This is a genomic window from Micromonospora sp. NPDC051227, assembly GCF_044455385.1.
In the GTDB taxonomy this organism is placed as follows: Bacteria; Actinomycetota; Actinomycetes; order Mycobacteriales; family Micromonosporaceae; genus Micromonospora.
The window spans coordinates 664,065-681,346 of the sequence record NZ_JBITET010000001.1; the positions used below are offsets into that span (position 1 = coordinate 664,065).

The window sequence follows — 17,282 nt, forward strand, 5'->3', positions numbered from 1 at the left end:
GTGTCCATCCCGCCGCAGGTTGGTCGGTACCGCATCGCACGCCCCGTCGGCGCCGGTGCGTTCGCCACCGTGTGGCTGGCGTACGACGACGAGCTGCACTCGCCGGTGGCCGTGAAGGTGCTCGCCGACAACTGGTCGCAGCGGGCCGACATCCGGGGGCGCTTCCGCCAGGAGGCCCGGTTCATGCGGCAGGTCGACTCCGATCACCTGGTCCGGGTGTTGGACATCGGTGAGCTGCCCGACGGTCGGCCGTACCTGGTGATGACGTACGCCGCTGGCGGCACGCTGGCCGACCGGCTGAGCGGCGGGCCGATGCCGGTGCGCTCGGCGCTGCGGATCGCCGCCGACATCGCAAGGGCGGTGGCGGTCCTGCACGACAGCGGCGTGCTGCACCGCGACCTCAAACCCTCCAACGTGCTGTTCGACCCCACCCCGACCGGTGACCGGGTGTTGGTCGCCGACCTGGGGCTGGCCAAGACGCTCGCGCACGCGTCCGGCTTCACCGTGATCGCCGGCACGCCCGCCTACATGGCGCCCGAGCAGCTCGTCCCCGGCGGAGGGATCGACGTGCGCGCCGACGTGTACGCGATCGGCGCGCTGACGCACCACATGTTGACCGGCTCGCCGCCCGGGCAGCCGGTGGCGGCGGCACCCTGCGCACCCGCCGCCGTCGAGCGCGTCGTCCGCCGGGCGATGCATCGCGATCCGGAGCGCCGCTGGCCCACCTCGGCCGCGTACGCCGCCGCGGTGGAGGGTCTGCTCGCCAGCCGGCAGCTGGCGGCCCGCCCGCCGCCGCGGCGCATCCGCCGGTTCCTCGCCGCCGTCGGCACCGTGACCGCGACGCTGGTCATGGCCGGATCCGCCACCGCCGCCACAGCGCCGCACGGCTGGACCCGGGTGGGTGACACGACCGGCGCTGTCTCGGTGGCCGTTCCCGGCGGCTGGGCACGGCAACTGCGCGACGGCGGCTGGGACCCGACGGTGATCGGCCTCGCCGACGGGCGCGGCCCCGGCCTGCTCGTCGGAGCCGACCTCACCGAGTGGTCCGATGTCGACAGCGCGACACCGGGGGTCTTCGTGGGAGTGAGCCCCGGGCTGCGCGGTGCGGAGCAGCCGACGCTGCCCGATCACCGGGGGTGCACACCCGCCGCCGGCCGGGCGGTCACCGTCGCCGCGTTCAGTGGAACCGTCCGGCACTGGGCGCGATGCGGTGGCGCGCAGACGTCGTTCAGCGAGGTCACCCTGGTCGCGGCGGCCGGCACCTTCGGCGTGTACGTCCAGGTCAAGCAGACCGACGGCGTCGACCGCACCGACGAGATCCTCGGCACGCTGCGGGTGAACGGCTCGATGGTCGAACAACGCTAGTACCGTTCCCAGTTGCCGCTTCCGTCGGCCCTGCGCCACCGACGGATCTCGGTGCCGCCGTCCAGCTTGCGGACGGTGGCCTGCACGTTCTGCCCCACCACTCGGTACGAGACGAACGTCATGACCCGGTCGCCCGACGGGCTGGAATCGTCCCCCAGAATGACCGGCCACGCGTACCGCTCTCGGCCGTTGTACGAGAGCTGGACCGGCACGAGGGCCTGCCGCCGTGCCGCGTCGGGGTTGCCCAGTTCGACGAGGACGAGCGCGTCCTCGGTCGACGGCGCGTTTGCCGGCTCCTCGGTGACGAAATCGGCGTATACCGGCCGCGCGCCGTTCGGCAGGATCCGGCAGGGGATGTCGAGGCCGTTCGACCCGTTCCGGAACTTCACGGAGTCGTCGGACTCGCCGCAGAAGCCCAGGTGCTGGATCACCGCATTCGGCCAGTCGGTCCGCCTGATCTCGCTCACCGGAGCGGCCGGCCGGGAGGTGCGGGTGGTCGGGGCGCCCGGGGTGGCGCTGCGGGTGGCCGGAGCACTCGGGCCGGCGCTGCCGGTCGCCGGGGCGCTCGACGCCGACGGGCTGGGCGGGCTCGCGCTAACGGACGGAGAGCCGGCGGGCTGGGCATCGCCGCCGACCCGTTCCACCGGTGACGTGCAACTGGCGACGAACGTAAGGGTGAGCATCGCACCGACGAGCAGGTTGCCGCGCATGGGTGGTCCTTCCTCCGCGGGGTCTGTCACAGGGTTTGATGCACCGGTACGGGCATTGGTTCACGCGACCGGGGCGGCACCTCTGCCCACCATCGGTGCACCCGCCCTCCTCCTCAAGTCGTAAGCGCATTGCCGTCTCGCGCCAGATGGCTCGGGGCGATCACCCGAACAGGCTTGTCCCAAGGCATCGGGTGACGCCGTACGGACCTGCTCCGGACACCCGTTCGTCAGGAAAGGCACTGGCAGACGATGCGCTCTCTTCCGCTTCACGCACCCGGTTCACCCCGAACCGCCCGGCCTCTCGTCCGACTCGGCGCGGTGCTGGCGACCGCTGTCGTCATCGCCGTGGGCGCCGCCGCCTGCGCCGCGCCCCAGCACCACCCGGCACCGCACATCGAAGCTCCGGCGGCACCCGCCGCAGCGAGCGGGGCGGGTGCCGCCCTGACCGACACCGACGTCAACGCCTGGCTCGACGGCCTGCTGCCAGCCGCACTCGACCGTACCGGCATCGCGGGAGCCACTGTCGCCGTCGTGAACAACGGCAAGATCCTCACGACCCGGGGGTACGGGTACGCCGACACCGGCACCGGCGGGAACGCGGCCGTACCGGTCGACCCGGACCGGCATCTGTTCCGGATGGGATCGGTGTCGAAGCTCGTCACCGCCACCGCGGTGCTGCAACTCGTGCAGAGCGGGAAGCTCGACCTCGACACCGACGTCAAGACGTACCTCGACTTCGAACTGCCCCTCCGCTACGAGCGGGCCGTCACAGTGCGGCACCTGCTCACGCACACCGCCGGCTTCGAGGAGCGGATCGCCGGCCTCATCGGTACCGACGGCGGCGACCTCAATCTGCGCAAGGCCCTGATGACCGACCCACCGGAGCAGATCTACCAGCCCGGCACCGTCCCCGCGTACTCCAACTACAGCAACGCGCTCGCCGGCCACATCGTCGAACGCGTCAGCGGGACGCGCTTCGAGGAGTACGTCCAACGCAATATCCTGGACCGCGCGGGCATGCCGTCGTCGACCTTCGAGCAGCCCCTCCCGGCGGCGCTGCGCGACCGGATGTCCAACGGGTACGACACCTCCGCCGGGCCCGCCGCGCCGTTCGAGATCGTCGGCACGCCCCCGCCCGGTGCGCTGAGCGCCCCGGCGACGGACATGGCACGATTCATGCTCGCCCAGCTCGGCGAGCCGGTGGGCTTCGCGCCCCTGCTGGACCAACCGACCCGCGAGCTGATGCAGCGGCCGGCACTCGACGCGACGTCGCTGGGCACGCTGGCCGACGGGCCCCGGATGACCCTCGGCTTCTTCACCGAGGACCGCAACGGCCACCGGATCCTCGGCCACGGCGGCGACACCAAGTACTTCCACTCCCACCTGCAGATCTACCCCGACGACCGGGCCGGCATCTTCCTCTCCCTCAACAGCAACGGCTCCGGCGCCCTCGACAGCCACGAGCTTCGCGAGTCGATCGTGAACGGCTTCGCCGACCGCTACTTCCCCTCCGTCGACGACCAGCCGACCGTTGGTGTGGACCCGGCGACCACCGCGAAGCACGCCGCGCTGGCCGCCGGCACGTACGAGTCCTCGCGAGCGATTCAGAGCAACTTCCTGACGGCGATCGGTCTGGTCGGTCGGACCACTGTCAGCGTCGCCGACGGCGACCGGTTGCTGGTGGAGCCGGGCCCGCTGTCGGACTCCCCCGCCCGCTACGAGGAGGTGGCCCCCTGGGTCTGGCGCGAGGTCGGCGGGCAGCGCAGGATCGCCATGCGGGCGACCGACGACCGGGTCGAGGCGATCAGCTTCGACTCCGCGTTCGCGTTGCTGCCCGTCGAGCCGGCCCGCGCTTCCACTGTGGCCATCCCGGTGCTGGCCCTGTCCACAGTCGTGCTGCTGCTCACCGTCCTGTCCTGGCCGGTCGGCGCGATCGTCCGCCGTCGGCTCGGCCGCGCCCCCCGGGAGCGGGCGGGGCGTACCGCGCGGATCCTGAGCCGCCTCGCCGTCGCCGGCACGCTGCTCGCGTTCGTCGGTTGGGTGCTGAGCATCGGCAGCATCATGAGCCTCCAGGACGTTCCCGGGCCCGTCCTGCGCACCATTCAGGTGCTGCAACTGGTCGGTCTGCTCGGAGTGCTGCCCGCCGCGGTCCGGCTGATCGACGACGTGCGACGCCACCTCGGCTGGCGGCGGATCACCGCCAGCGGCCTGATCCTGTTCGCTCTCGCCGGCGCGGGCTGGTTCGCCGTGGAGTTCCGCCTGCTCGCGCCTAGCATCTCCTACTGACCCGCCGACCCGGGACGATCCGGAGCAAGGATGCGCACCCCATGAGGGACCACGCCGACACCGAACCCGGCACACCACGACTGACGAAGTGGCTCGACGGACGGCTCACCCGGATCGGGGTGACCGGAGTGTTCCTCCGGGACTGCCTGCTGGCCGCGGCGCTGACCGTCCTGACGTTCGTGCTGTTCACCGCGCTGTTCTGGTTCGTGGCACCGGAGGACGGGGTGTCGTTCGACCCGGCGCGGGCCTGGCTGCTCGTCGCCATCTGCTGCGCGCAGGCGATGCTGCTGTGCCTGCGTCGGGTCCGGCCGCTGCTCTGCCTCGCGCTCGTCGTCGGCTTCCAACTGCCCATCATCGGCTTCTCCCTGCCCGAGGTGACCATCCGGGGTCTCGCACCGTTCGTCGTGGCGTACACCGTCGGGTCGTTGCTGCCGGTCCGCCGTGCGCTGCTGGCCGTCGGCGCTGTCGTGCTGGTGGAGTCGATCGGGGCGGCCGTCGTGGTGACAGCGGATCTGCTGACTGCCGTCGCGTACGTCTCGGCGAGCGCCCTGACCTACGCCAGCGCGACGTTCGTCGGCGGCTATGTGGCCACCTACCGGCGCTACGTCGAGTTGGTCCGGGTGCGGGCGGACGAGGCGATCCGGGAGCAGCGCACGAAGGTCCAGGCGGCGATCGGCGCGGAGCGCTCCCGAATGGCCCGGGAGTTGCACGACGTGGCCGCGCACCACCTCTCCGGCATGGTCGTGCAGGCGGCGGCGGTCGAGCGGCTGATCGACCGGGACCCGGTGGCCGCGAAGGCCGGTGTGGCCTGGATCCGCAGCCAGGGCAAGGAGACCCTGGACAACCTGCGGCTGGTCGTCGGTGTGCTGCGCGGCAGGCCCGGGCACGAGGGCGGCGACGGCGCCGCCCCGGTGCCGGGGCTGGGCATGCTCGACGATCTCGTCCGCACCGCTGGCAACCTCGCCGGCCCGGTGGAGTTCGTCCGGGAGGGCGAGCAGCGCGAGGTGCCGCCGATCGCCGACGTCGCGCTCTACCGGATCGCGCAGGAGTCGCTCAGCAACGCCCGCCAGCACGCCCCGGGCGCTGCGGCGCGGGTGGTGCTCCGCTTCGAGCCCCGCTCGGTGTCGCTGGAGGTGGTGAACGAACCCGCCGCGCCGCGACGCGTACCGGCGGCACGGACCGGTGGCGTCGGCCTGGTGGGTATGCGGGAGCGCGCCCAGCTGATCGGGGCGACGTTCACCGCCGGCCCGACGGCGGCCGGTGGCTGGTCGGTCGCCGCGACCCTCCCGACGAACGGTCCCGCCGCATCCCGGCCGAAGGAAGAGGCACCAGCATGATCAGAGTGATGCTCGTCGACGACCAGGCCGTGGTCCGGGCCGGCTTCCGCGTCATCCTGGAGCAGGCCGGCGATTTCGAGGTCGTGGCGGAGGCGTCGAACGGGTCCGCCGCCGTCGAGCTGGCCCGCCGGCTGCAACCGGACGTCATCTGCATGGACGTTCGGATGCCACACGGCGACGGGCTCACCGCGACCCGGCAGATCGTCGCCGAGGCGACCGGGACGCCACCGGCGGTGCTGGTCGTGACGACCTTCGACCTCGATGAGTACGTCTTCGGCGCGTTGGAGTCCGGCGCCAGCGGGTTCATCCTCAAGGACTGTGAGCCCGAGGAGCTGATCGAAGCGATCCGCCGCCTCGCGAGCGGGTACGGGCTCGTCGACCAGGCCGTCACCCGTCGGGTGATCTCGGAGTTCGCCAGGCGTACGCCCGCTCCCCGCTCCGACGCGGCGGCAGCGCACCAGCTGACGGCGCGGGAGACCGAGATCGTGGAGTTGCTCGCGCAGGGCCTTTCGAACGTCGAGATCGCCGAGCAGCTCTTCATCGAGACCAGCACTGTCAAGTCGCACCTCGGACGCGCCATGGCGAAGATCGGCGCACGGGATCGGCTACAGACTGTCGTCTGGGCGTACCAGAACGGGGTGGTCCACCGGTGACAGCGACCTGATCCCCTGCCCGGCGGCGGTGGGTCCACCGCTGGTCGAGAGTGGACATTGTCGGAGTACCATCCCGCTCGTACCGCTGTGGTGACCTCCAGCTGACGACCCCTCGATAGGAGCCAGGCATGGCCGGCCCGGACCCCGAACTCGCCGCGAAGCTTCAGCCCGACGTGCCGCACGCGGCGCGGATCTGGAACTACTGGATGGGCGGCAAGGACAACTTCCAGTCCGACCGGGCGGCCGGCGACGCTGTCGCCGAGGTCTACCCGGAGATCGTCCTCATGGCGCAGCAGTCGCGCGTGTTCCTGGTGCGGGCCGTGCGTCACCTCGCGGCCGAGGCGGGCATCCGGCAGTTCCTGGACATCGGCACCGGCCTGCCCACCATGCAGAACACGCACGCGGTCGCCCAGGGTGTGGCGCCCGACTCGCGGATCGTCTACGTGGACAACGACCCGATGGTGCTGGTGCACGCGCGGGCACTGCTGGCCAGCACGACGTCGGAGGGTGTCACCACCTACGTCCCGGCCGATTACCACGACCCGGGGAAGATCCTCGCCGAGGCGGCGCAGACGCTCGACTTCGACCAACCCATCGCCGTGATGTACATGGGCGTGATGGGCTACGAGCCCGACCTGGACGTGGTGCGCTCGATCGTCGGGCGCACGATGGACGCGGTGCCGTCCGGCTCACACCTGGTGCTCTGGGACGGCACCAACACCAGCCCGGCGGTGGTCTCCGGTGCCGAGCGGCTGGCGCAGAGCGGCGGAGTTCCGTACATCCTGCGCAGCCCGGAGGACCTCGAGAGCTGCTTCGACGGGCTGACGATGGTGGAGCCGGGCCTGGTGCCGATTCCGCTGTGGCGACCGGAGGATCCCGACGCCGTCGGGATCGACGCCTACGGCGCGGTGGCCCGCAAGCCCTGACCGACACGACGTCCGCCCCGCTCCCGCTGTCGCCGCGGAGCGGGGCGGACGTCGTTCACCCCGCGCAGGTCAGGGTCAGAGCGTCGGGCACCGCGCTGGTCGACACGAGTAGACCGAACGTCGTCGCCCCGTCCAGCGCCAGCGTCCCGTTGTAGGAGGCGTTGCGAACGGTGACGTCGGAGCCGGCCGTCTCGGCCACCCCACCCCAGGCCGTGTGGACCTGCTCGTCACCGGACCATCGCCAGGAGACGCGCCACTGGTCCAGCGGAAGCGTCCCGGTGTTGCGGACCGTGACCGTCGCGACGAAGCCGCTGCCCCAGCTGGCGTCGATCGTGGCCGTCGCGCGGCACGAGGTCAGCGAGGCGGTCCGGGCTGACGCGATCACGTACGGGTCCCGTCTGCCGTCGGCGTCGGTGAACCGGTACCAGTACTCCGTGTCGGGAGTGAGCCGGTCAATGGTCACCGAGCCGTTGCGCTCCGGCCCGGAGACGCCCTCGGCGACCGCGGCCCGCCACTGTTGGGCGTCCTCGCGGCTGGTGAAGAGGCTGACGGTCATCGGCGGGTCGTAGCCGCAGGGTGGGCGGAAGAAGATGAAGTACGTGATGGTCAGGCTCGTGGTGGTGGCCCCGGTCACGCTGGCGCTGATCGGCAACGCCGGTGGGCAGGCCGGCGTCGGTGTCGCCGACGGCGTTGGCGTCGGCATGGCTGTCGCTTCGGCGGTGGTGGTCGTCCCGGTCCAGGTAGCCAGCGCCATGGTCGTGACAGCGAGGAACATGCGAAGCATCGGTACCTCCGTGATTGCCGGGCACCGATGACCGAGGTGGTAGCCAGTGCCGCGCTCGGGATCCGGTCGACGACGAGGGCTGCCCGGCACGGGTGACATGGTCACCACGTGCGCCCCGTGGACCGGAGGAGATCTGGTGCGCGCTGGCTCCCCGAGCACGACCGAACCACAGCATGGCAGGCAACGGACATCGGTACAACCTGATCCCGATCCCGTCGAACATCGTCCGCTTCCTCGTCGCCGCACTGACACTCGCTGGGCGCCCGAATCCCGAATGATCTATTGGTATCTATTCATTCGGACACGGGAGCACACCATGCTCGACGCAAGGAGCAGGACCCGGCGACCCCGGGGAGTGCGGGCGCTGATCGCGGCAGGCGCCGCAGCATTGCTGGCGGCCGCCGCGCTGGCCGCACCGACCCCCGCCGACGCCGCCGTCAGCCGGGCCGAGCTGGCCCTCCGCTGGGCGCCCATCCACTACCAGGACGTGGACGCCACCGGCAGCCACGCCCTGAGCGGCCAGTCGGACTACCTCACCAGTGTCGACTTCGACGGCGACCTGGACGGACGCGACAACTGGGACCGCGCCGGCCAGGCAGGTACCGCACTCGCCGCGCACGTGTACTACTCCGTCGTGGAGACGAGCACCCACTGGTACATCACGTACTTCTTCTTCCACCCGCGCGACTGGACCGACCACCCCTTCTTCGAGACCGAACACGAGAACGACGGTGAGGGCGCGCTGTTCGCGATCGAGCGGGACGGCTCCACGTACGGCGTTCTCCGCTCGGCCGTCACGGTCGCGCACAGTGACTTCTTCTCCTACACGCCGACCGGCAGCACCTGGACCAGCGGCGGGGAGAGCATCGACGGCACCCTGCGGTTCCAGGCGTCACCGCACGACACGTTCCAGCACCCGGTGACGGCGCAGGAGGCACAGGGCCACGGCCTCAAGGCACACCCGCAGTACGACATCAACGGCGACGGCCTGGTCTACTACCCGTCGACCGTCGCCGAGACGCCCAGCAGCAGCAACGACCGCGACGTGCGGTACCAGCTGATCGACATCTTCGCCGCCGGCGGCCTGTGGGCGCAGCGGTCCAACGGGAGCCTCTTCGCCAGCCTGGGCACGTTCGCCGGTGACACGTCCGGCGACTGCGGCGTCGGCACCTGGAGCTGTTCGACCAACTCGGCCAACGCGCCCTGGGGCTGGGACGACGGCAACGACGCCCCCGCGCGTGGCGAGATCGCCAGCGACCCGGCGAAACTGTCGGCCGCGTACTTCACAGTGCCGACCGGTCTGGCCCGCACCTACAGCTACAACCCGTACGCCGGCGCGGCGGCGGCGCTCGCCGAGGCGGCGAGGACGGCTCCACCGACCGTCGACTGATCTCTTCGTTCCCCGGGGTCGGACCGTGCTGGTCCGTCACCGGGGAGACGAATTCACCCGTACCCGGTCGCTCTCTTTGTCGGAGAGGAAGGACGCCAGCGCCTGCCCCTGCTCGCTGACGGCGGCCCGTTCCGCTCGGGCGAAGCCGCGTAGTGGGTTGACGGTCACCGTGCCCGACTCGACGCGCCAGGTCGCCGCGACCCGGCCGTCGACGAGCACCACGCGTTCGCCGGCCACCGAGAGGAGACGGTGGGCGTCGTCGATGATCCGGCTGCGGTCGTCGTAGCCGAGGATGGCGTTGTCGAACGCCGGCAGGAACCGCACCGGGGCGGGTGTGTCCGGGTCGGGGCGCGGCGCGTCGGGGAGGTCGATCAGCTTCCGGCCACGTTCGTCGCGGAAGGGCACCAACTCGTCCCGCATCGCGGTCACCGCGGCAGGCAGCCCGGCGAGGCCACACCAGGCGCGCAGGTCGGACGTGGTCGCCGGGCCGAACGCGGCCAGATAGCGGCGTACGAGCACCTGGCCGACCGGATCGACACCCCCCACGGTCGACGGGGGAATCTCCCGGCCCAGCCACGCGGAGAGCAGGACGTAACGCACGCCCCCCTTCGCCCGCCACACCCCGCGTGGCGGCAGCTGTGTCATCGGGAGCAGCGCGACCGCGATCTCGCCCAGCACCCGCGGCCCCGGCGTCGGCCAGCGCTCGCCGAGCGCCCGCCCGATCTCGGGCATCGAGCGCGGCTCACCGTCGGCCACCGCCGCCCGCGCGGCGGCAGCGAGATCGTCGAGGTCCACCCCGTCGAGCTCGCTGCGGTAGACCCCGAGCACGCGTTGGCGCAGCATGGCGTCGTGCCGCGGGCGCCAGGCCACGGCGTCGTCGGCGACGAGCAGGTGGACGGTGCGGCGCATGAGGTGGGTGCGCACCACGTGTCGCTCGGTCAGCAGGGTGGAGAGCACCGTCGGGTCGAACGCGCGTAGCCGCGACCACAGCCCGATGAAGGGTTCCTGCGGCTCCTGGGCCTGTAGGCCACCGAGGTGGGCGACGGCGTCGAGCGTCGGCAGGTCGGCGCGGTCGAGCAGCAGCTGTCGGGCGAGCGTCGCGCGGTTGAGCGCCCGGGTGTCGAGAACTGTCATCGGGTCCCTTCGGTCGACCTCATTGTCCGACCGGGGGCCGACAGTCTGGGTGCCCGGCGTCTCGGATACGCGAATGCGCCCCGTCCGGTGAACCGCCCGCACCGTCTTGATCAACTGCTGGAGCGGCCAGACCGAGTCGGCGCGTCCCCCGGTGGGTGCCAAAAAGTTTTGTGCACTTCCTACAACTGAGGGGCGGTGGGTTCGGTGGTTGCGCCATAGCGCTGGCCGCCGCCACGCGGAAAGGTGATCACTGCTGGGAGCCGTCGTCTCTCGGCACGCAGGTCGAGGTCTAGCTAAGGGGTTCTTCGGGTGTTCAACCGTGTCGCCATCGTCAACCGTGGTGAAGCCGCCATGCGGCTCATCCACGCGGTCCGCGAGCTGGCCGCGGAGACCGGCATCCAGCTCGAAACCGTGGCTCTCTACACCGATGTCGACCGCAATGCCACGTTCGTCCGCGAAGCGGACATCGCCTACGATCTCGGCCCGGCCTCCGCCCGCCCGTACCTCAACCTGGCGGTGCTGGAGCGCGCCCTGACCGAGACCGGGGCCGACGCCGCCTGGGTCGGCTGGGGCTTCGTCGCCGAGGATCCGGCGTTCGCCGAGCTGTGCGAGAAGATCGGCGTCACCTTCGTCGGGCCGAGCGCGGACGCCATGCGCCAACTCGGCGACAAGATCGGCTCGAAGCTGATCGCCGAGAAGGTCGGCGTGCCGGTCGCGCCGTGGAGCCGTGGTGCCGTCGAGACCCTGGACGCCGCACGTGCCTCGGCGGCCGAGGTCGGCTACCCACTGATGCTGAAGGCGACCGCCGGCGGCGGCGGCCGCGGCATCCGCGTGATCAGGAACGAGGCCGAGCTGGTCGACGCCTACGAGCGCACCAGCCAGGAGGCGGCACGGGCGTTCGGCAGCGGCATCGTGTTCCTGGAGCGCCTGGTCACCGGGGCTCGGCACGTCGAGGTCCAGGTGATCGCCGACGGGCAGGGCACCGCGTGGGCGCTCGGCGTCCGCGACTGCTCCGTGCAACGACGCAACCAGAAGGTCATCGAGGAGTCGGCGTCGCCGGTGCTCAACCCGGCGCAGGCCGCCGAGCTGAAGACCTCGGCCGAGCGGCTGGCCGTGGCTGTCGGTTACCGAGGTGCGGCGACAGTCGAGTTCCTCTACCACCCCGGTGACCGGTTGTTCGCGTTCCTCGAGGTCAACACCCGCCTCCAGGTCGAGCACCCGATCACCGAGCTGACCACCGGGTTCGACCTGGTCAAGGCGCAGCTGCACGTCGCCTCCGGCGGGCGACTCGAAGGTGCTCCGCCGGCCGAGCGCGGGCACGCCATCGAGGCGCGGCTCAACGCCGAGGACCCCGACCGCGACTTCGCCCCGTCCCCCGGCCGCATCGCTCGGTTGGACCTGCCCAGCGGCCCCGGCATCCGGGTGGACACCGGCGTCAGCGAGGGTGACACCATCCCGGCCGACTTCGACTCGATGATCGCGAAGATCATCGCCTACGGCCGTGACCGCGACGAGGCGCTCGGCAAGCTGCGCCGGGCGATGGCGAACACCACGGTGATCATCGAAGGTGGAGCGACGAACAAGAGCTTCGTGCTCGACCTGCTCGACCAGCCCGAGGTGATCGACGCCAGCGCGGACACCGGCTGGATCGACCGCGTCCGCGGCGAGGGCCGCCTCGTCACGCACCGCCACTCCGCTGTCGCCCTGGCCGCCGCCGCCATCGAGGCGTACGAGGAGGAGGAGCGCGTCGAGCGGCAGCGACTGCTGTCGACGGCGGCCGGCGGGCGCCCGCAGGTGCAGCACGCCAGCGGCCGGCCGTTGGACCTCAAGCTGCGTGGCGTCGGCTACCGCACCCGGGTGGCGCGGGTCGGCGCGCACCGGTTCCGGGTCGGCATCGAGACCGGCCCCGTCGTGCGCACCGCCGACGTCGAACTCGACCGCTTCGACCGGCACACCGGTCAGATCGTCGTCAACGGCATCCGCTACCGCCTGCTCACCGGCACGTACGGGCCGACCCACCTCGTCGAGGTGGACGGTGTGACGCACCGGGTCAGCCGGGACGAGGGCGGCGTCCTGCGCTCCCCGATGCCCGCGCTGGTCGTCGCCACGCCGCTGGAGGTCGGCGCGGAGGTCGAGGCGGGCGCACCGGTGCTGGTGCTGGAAGCGATGAAGATGGAGACAGTGCTGCGGGCGCCGTTCAAGGCGCGGCTCAAGGAGTGCGCCGTGTCGGTGGGCAGCCAGGTGGAGGCCGGTGCGCCGCTGCTGCGCCTGGAGCCGCTCGCGGACGACGCCGAGGAGACCGCGGACGACCCGAGCACCGAGACCGTCGAACTGGACCTGCCCACCGCCGCCGCGGACATCCCGGCGTACGAGCGCAGCAGGCGCGGCCAGGAGGACCTGCGGGGTCTGCTGCTCGGCTTCGACGTCGACCCGCACGACGACCGTCGGGTGCTCGACGATTACCTCACCGCGCGGCGGGCGGCCACCGAAGCCGGCCATAGGCCCCTGGCCGCCGAACTCGACCTCATCGAGGTGTTCGCCGATCTCGCCGAACTGAGCCGCAACCGGCCGACGGGCGAGGACGGCGGCGCCGCGCACGTGCACAGCGCCCGGGAGTACTTCCACACCTACCTGCAGAGCCTCGACGTCGAGCGGGCCGGGCTGCCGGACGCCTTCCAGACCAGGCTCGGCAAGGCACTCGGCCGGTACGGCGTCACCGACCTCGACCGCACCCCCGCCCTCGAAGCCGCCGTCTTCCGGATCTTCCTCGCCCAGCAGCGCGCCTCCGCGGACGCGCAGGTCATCGCGGCGCTGCTGCGCGCGTGGCTGCGGGAGACCCCGCCGGACGAGACGCTGCGCGAGCCGGCCGGCCTCGCGCTGGAGCGGCTGATCGCCGCGACGCAGGTCCGCTTCCCCGTGGTCGCGGACCTCGCCCGCGGCGTGGTGTTCGCCTGGTTCGCCCAGCCGCTGCTGCGCCGCAACCGCGCCCGCGTCTACGCCGAGGTCCGTGGGCACCTGCGGCACCTCGACGCGCACCCGGACGCACCGGACCGCGCCGAGCGCATCGCCGAGATGGTGCGCAGCACCGAGCCGCTGGTCCGGCTGCTCGGCCAGCGACTCGTCCGCGACCACCTCGACAACGCGGTCATGTTGGAGGTGCTGACCCGGCGGTACTACGGCAACCGGTCGCTCACCAGCGTGCTCACCCGCGAGGTCGCGGGTTGCACGTTCGTGGTCGCCGAGCGCACCGACTCGAGCGTGGTCTCCGCCGCGGTGAGCTTCGACGCGTTGGGCAGCGCCCTGCGCGGGCTGGCCGAGCTGGCCACCGGCGAGGACGCCGTGGACGCCGACATCTACCTCGGCTGGGAGAACCAGCCGGAGGACTTCGACGCGATGGCGGCCGCGCTGGCCGACGTCATCGCCGCGCACCCGCTGCCGCCCCAGGTCCGTCGCGTCACCACCACCGTCGCGGGCCGCGGCGGGGCGGTGATGCACCACCACTTCACCTTCCGCCCGTCCGGCGCCCAGTTGACCGAGGACCGGCTGATCCGCGGGCTGCACCCGTACATCGCGCAGCGGATGCAGCTGGAGCGGCTGCACAAGTTCGACCTGACCCGGCTGCCGTCGTCGGACGAGGAGGTCTACCTCTTCCAGTGCGTGGCCCGGGAGAACCGCGCCGACGAGCGCCTCGTCGCGTTCGCGCAGGTGCGTGACCTGACCGAGCTTCGCGAGCAGGACGGCCGCCTGGTCGCACTGCCCACGACCGAGGACGCCATCGCCGCCTGCCTCGACTCGATCCGCCGCGCCCAGTCGCGGCGGCCGTCGAAGACGCGCTTCAACACCAACCGCATCGTGGTCTACGTGTGGCCGCCGAGCGAGCTGACCCGCGAGGAGATGGAGATGATCGCCGGGCGGGTCCGCCCGACGACCGCGGGCGCCGGCCTGGAGGAGATCCTGTTCATCGCGCGCCAGCGCGACCGCCGGACCGGCGAGCTGACCAGGATCGCCGTACGGATCTCGTTCGACGCCGCGGGCGGCGCCGAACTGGCCGTCGGGGAGCCGCCGGTCGAGCCGATCGAGCCGCTCGACGAGTACCGGCTCAAGGTGCTGCGGGCCAGCAGCCGCAACACCGTGTACCCGTACGAGCTGACCGGCCGGCTCGGCGACTTCGTCGAGCACGACCTCGACGACGACCACGTGCTGGTGCCGGTGGACCGGCCGAAGGGGCGCAACAGCGCCGCCATCGTCGCCGGGGTGGTCACCACACCGACCGAACGCTACCCCCAGGGTGTCACCCGGGTGGTGCTGCTCGGCGACCCGACGAAGTCGCTGGGCGCCCTGTCCGAGCCGGAGTGCCGGCGCGTGATCGCCGCACTGGACCTGGCCGAGCGGATGCAGGTGCCGCTGGAGTGGTGGGCACTGTCCGCCGGGGCCCGGATCTCGATGACCTCCGGTACGGAGAACATGGACTGGGTGGCCGCCGCGCTCAAGCGGATCGTCGAGTTCACCCAGGCCGGTGGTGAGATCAACATCGTGGTCGCGGGCATCAACGTCGGCGCGCAGCCGTACTGGAACGCCGAGGCGACGATGCTCATGCACACCAAGGGCATCCTGGTGATGACGCCCGACTCGGCGATGGTGCTCACCGGCAAGCAGTCGCTCGACTTCTCCGGTGGTGTGTCGGCTGAGGACAACTTCGGCATCGGCGGCTACGACCGGGTGATGGGGCCGAACGGGCAGGCGCAGTACTGGGCGCCGAACCTGACGGCCGCACGGGACGTGGTGATGGCGCACTACGACCACACGTACGTCGCGCCCGGCGAGGACGCGCCCCGGCGGGCGGTCACCACCGACCCGGCCGACCGCGACATCTCCGACTTCCCGCACGACGTGGCGGGCAGCGCCTTCGCCACCGTCGGGGAAATCTTCTCCGTCGAGTCCAACCCGGACCGCAAGAAGCCGTTCGACATCCGTACGGTGATGCGGGCCCTCTCCGACCAGGACCACCCGGTGCTGGAGCGCTGGGCCGGCATGGCGGACGCGGACACCGCTGTCGTGCAGGACGTCCACCTCGGTGGCATCCCGGTCTGCCTGCTCGGCATCGAGTCCCGGTCGGTGCCCCGGCACGGCTTCCCGCCCACCGACGGTCCGGACACCTACACGGCGGGCACGTTGTTCCCCCGCTCGTCGAAGAAGGCCGCGCGGGCGATCAACGCGGCCAGCGGCAACCGGCCGCTCGTCGTGCTGGCGAACCTGTCCGGCTTCGACGGCTCACCGGAGTCGATGCGCAAGCTGCAACTGGAGTACGGCGCCGAGATCGGCCGGGCGATCGTGAACTTCCGGGGGCCCATCGTCTTCTGCGTGATCTCGCGCTACCACGGCGGTGCGTTCGTGGTGTTCTCGAAGGCGCTGAACCCGAACATGACGGTGCTGGCGCTGGAGGGCTCGTTCGCCTCGGTGCTCGGTGGCGCACCCGCCGCCGCTGTGGTGTTCTCCGCCGACGTCAACGCTCGTACGGCGGCCGACCCGCGGGTGCGGGACCTGGAGGCCCGCACCGCCGCCTCGGCCGGCACCGAACGCGCCGCGCTGACCGCGGAACTCGACGAGCTGCGCTCGTCGGTGCGCGCGGAGAAACTCAGCGAGGTGGCCGCGGAGTTCGACCGGGTGCACAACATCCACCGCGCCGTCGAGGTCGGCTCGGTGGACGCCGTCATCCGCGCCGCCGAGCTGCGTCCGCGCATCATCGAGACCATCGAGGCCCGCCTGGGGTAGAGCGGCCGGAACGCCCGCACCACGTCAGCACCACCGGTCGTCGACCGGTGGTGCTGACCGTACGGGGGGTGAGGCGCGTGGCGGTCTAGCTGAGCGCCGCGTTCAGCGCGACGGCGACGGCGAGCGTGATCTTAGGAAGCCCGGCACGCCCCGTCCATCCCGTTGACCGAGCGGGGGTTCCGCCCGCAGCCCTCGGGTCACCTCAGCCGGTTCGTCGCCCGTGGCTCGGGTCGGTGTCGGCCTGCCAGGCGGCGACGAGATCCTCGCGCGCCCGGGCGACCCGGGAACGGATCGTGCCGACGGGGCACTGGCAGACGTCCGCCGCTTCGGCGTAGGACAGGCCGAGTACCTGGGTGGCGACGAACGCCTCGCGGCGCTCCGGGGCCAGTCCGGCGATCAACTGGTGCAGGGTCACGCCCTCGTCGGCACCGGCGGTGATCGCACCGGCGGCCTCGGCCGCCGCCTGCCAGTCCGGCACCGACGCCGTCCTCGGCCGGGCCACCGCCGTCCGGACGTGATCCACGGCAACGCGCCGGGCGATGGTGAACACCCAGGTACGGGCCGACGAGCGGCCGGCGAAGCCGGGCAGGTTGCGAATTGCCCGTAGGAACGTCTCCTGGGTCAGGTCGTCGGCCTCTCCCGGCCCGGCCAGGTGCGACAGGAACCGCCAGACCTGGTCCTGTAGTGCCCTGATGAACGCCGTGGCGGCCTGCCGGTCACCCTGGCCCGCCTCCCGCGCCCACCGGGTCACCTGGTCGTCGTCAGCGACACCGTTCCGCACAGACCACCGTCCTGTGTGCCACGGGCGCTCCTTCATGCCGAGATGCCGTTGTCGGAACGCCGCCGGTCGGCCGCGCACTCTGGTGGTCGCCGGCCGGTCCGGAAAAGTTCCCGAGGTTCCCACGTTCGACTGATCTCGCGGATG

11 protein-coding genes are annotated in these 17,282 nt (G+C 71.7%); 7 read left to right on the top strand and 4 right to left on the bottom strand.

Annotated features, from left to right (window positions below; translation table 11 throughout):
• Complete coding sequence (locus ACIA47_RS03075) at positions 1-1,365, top strand: serine/threonine-protein kinase (protein ID WP_396704975.1); 1,365 nt, start codon at positions 1-3, stop codon at positions 1,363-1,365.
• On the opposite strand, the gene ACIA47_RS03080 is transcribed toward ACIA47_RS03075, so the two are convergent.
• Complete coding sequence (locus ACIA47_RS03080) at positions 1,362-2,075, bottom strand: hypothetical protein (RefSeq protein WP_396704977.1); 714 nt, start codon at positions 2,073-2,075, stop codon at positions 1,362-1,364. The genes ACIA47_RS03075 and ACIA47_RS03080 overlap by 4 nt on opposite strands.
• Positions 2,076-2,393: 318 nt before the next feature.
• On the opposite strand from ACIA47_RS03080, the gene ACIA47_RS03085 reads away from it, so the two are divergent.
• The 4 genes from ACIA47_RS03085 to ACIA47_RS03100 all read left to right on the top strand — a co-directional run bounded on the left by ACIA47_RS03085 (position 2,394) and on the right by ACIA47_RS03100 (position 7,277).
• The gene (locus ACIA47_RS03085; RefSeq protein ID WP_396704979.1) at positions 2,394-4,361 is read left to right on the top strand and encodes a serine hydrolase domain-containing protein; all 1,968 of its coding nucleotides are present in this window, start codon (positions 2,394-2,396) and stop codon (positions 4,359-4,361) included.
• 41 nt (positions 4,362-4,402) lie between these two features.
• Positions 4,403-5,698 carry a sensor histidine kinase gene (locus ACIA47_RS03090; protein ID WP_396704981.1) on the top strand — a complete coding sequence of 432 codons (1,296 nt, stop codon included), beginning with the start codon at positions 4,403-4,405 and terminating at the stop codon, positions 5,696-5,698.
• The gene (locus ACIA47_RS03095; protein WP_203120549.1) at positions 5,695-6,351 is read left to right on the top strand and encodes a response regulator transcription factor; all 657 of its coding nucleotides are present in this window, start codon (positions 5,695-5,697) and stop codon (positions 6,349-6,351) included. Before ACIA47_RS03090 ends, ACIA47_RS03095 begins: the two co-directional genes overlap by 4 nt.
• A 128-nt stretch (positions 6,352-6,479) precedes the next feature.
• Positions 6,480-7,277 carry an SAM-dependent methyltransferase gene (locus ACIA47_RS03100; protein WP_396704984.1) on the top strand — a complete coding sequence of 266 codons (798 nt, stop codon included), beginning with the start codon at positions 6,480-6,482 and terminating at the stop codon, positions 7,275-7,277.
• 55 nt (positions 7,278-7,332) lie between these two features.
• On the opposite strand, the gene ACIA47_RS03105 is transcribed toward ACIA47_RS03100, so the two are convergent.
• Positions 7,333-8,061: a cellulose binding domain-containing protein gene (locus tag ACIA47_RS03105; protein WP_203120551.1), complete on the bottom strand. Its 729-nt coding sequence runs from the start codon at positions 8,059-8,061 to the stop codon at positions 7,333-7,335.
• 316 nt (positions 8,062-8,377) lie between these two features.
• On the opposite strand from ACIA47_RS03105, the gene ACIA47_RS03110 reads away from it, so the two are divergent.
• A complete protein-coding gene (locus tag ACIA47_RS03110; RefSeq protein ID WP_396704986.1) occupies positions 8,378-9,451 on the top strand; it encodes a hypothetical protein in 1,074 nt (357 codons plus the stop codon).
• 36 nt (positions 9,452-9,487) lie between these two features.
• Here the strand turns inward: ACIA47_RS03110 and ACIA47_RS03115 are convergent, their stop codons facing one another.
• Entirely contained in the window at positions 9,488-10,585 is a 1,098-nt protein-coding gene (locus ACIA47_RS03115; protein ID WP_396704988.1) for a winged helix DNA-binding domain-containing protein, read from the bottom strand.
• Between the two features lie 309 nt (positions 10,586-10,894).
• Between ACIA47_RS03115 and ACIA47_RS03120 the strand changes: the two genes are divergently transcribed.
• Positions 10,895-16,357, top strand: coding sequence for a carboxyl transferase domain-containing protein (locus tag ACIA47_RS03120; RefSeq protein ID WP_396704990.1), 5,463 nt, complete (start codon positions 10,895-10,897; stop codon positions 16,355-16,357).
• A gap of 202 nt (positions 16,358-16,559) precedes the next feature.
• Here the strand turns inward: ACIA47_RS03120 and ACIA47_RS03125 are convergent, their stop codons facing one another.
• On the bottom strand, positions 16,560-17,138 hold the full coding sequence (locus ACIA47_RS03125) for a sigma-70 family RNA polymerase sigma factor (RefSeq protein WP_396704992.1): 579 nt from the start codon (positions 17,136-17,138) through the stop codon (positions 16,560-16,562).
• Between the last annotated feature and the right edge of the window lie 144 nt (positions 17,139-17,282).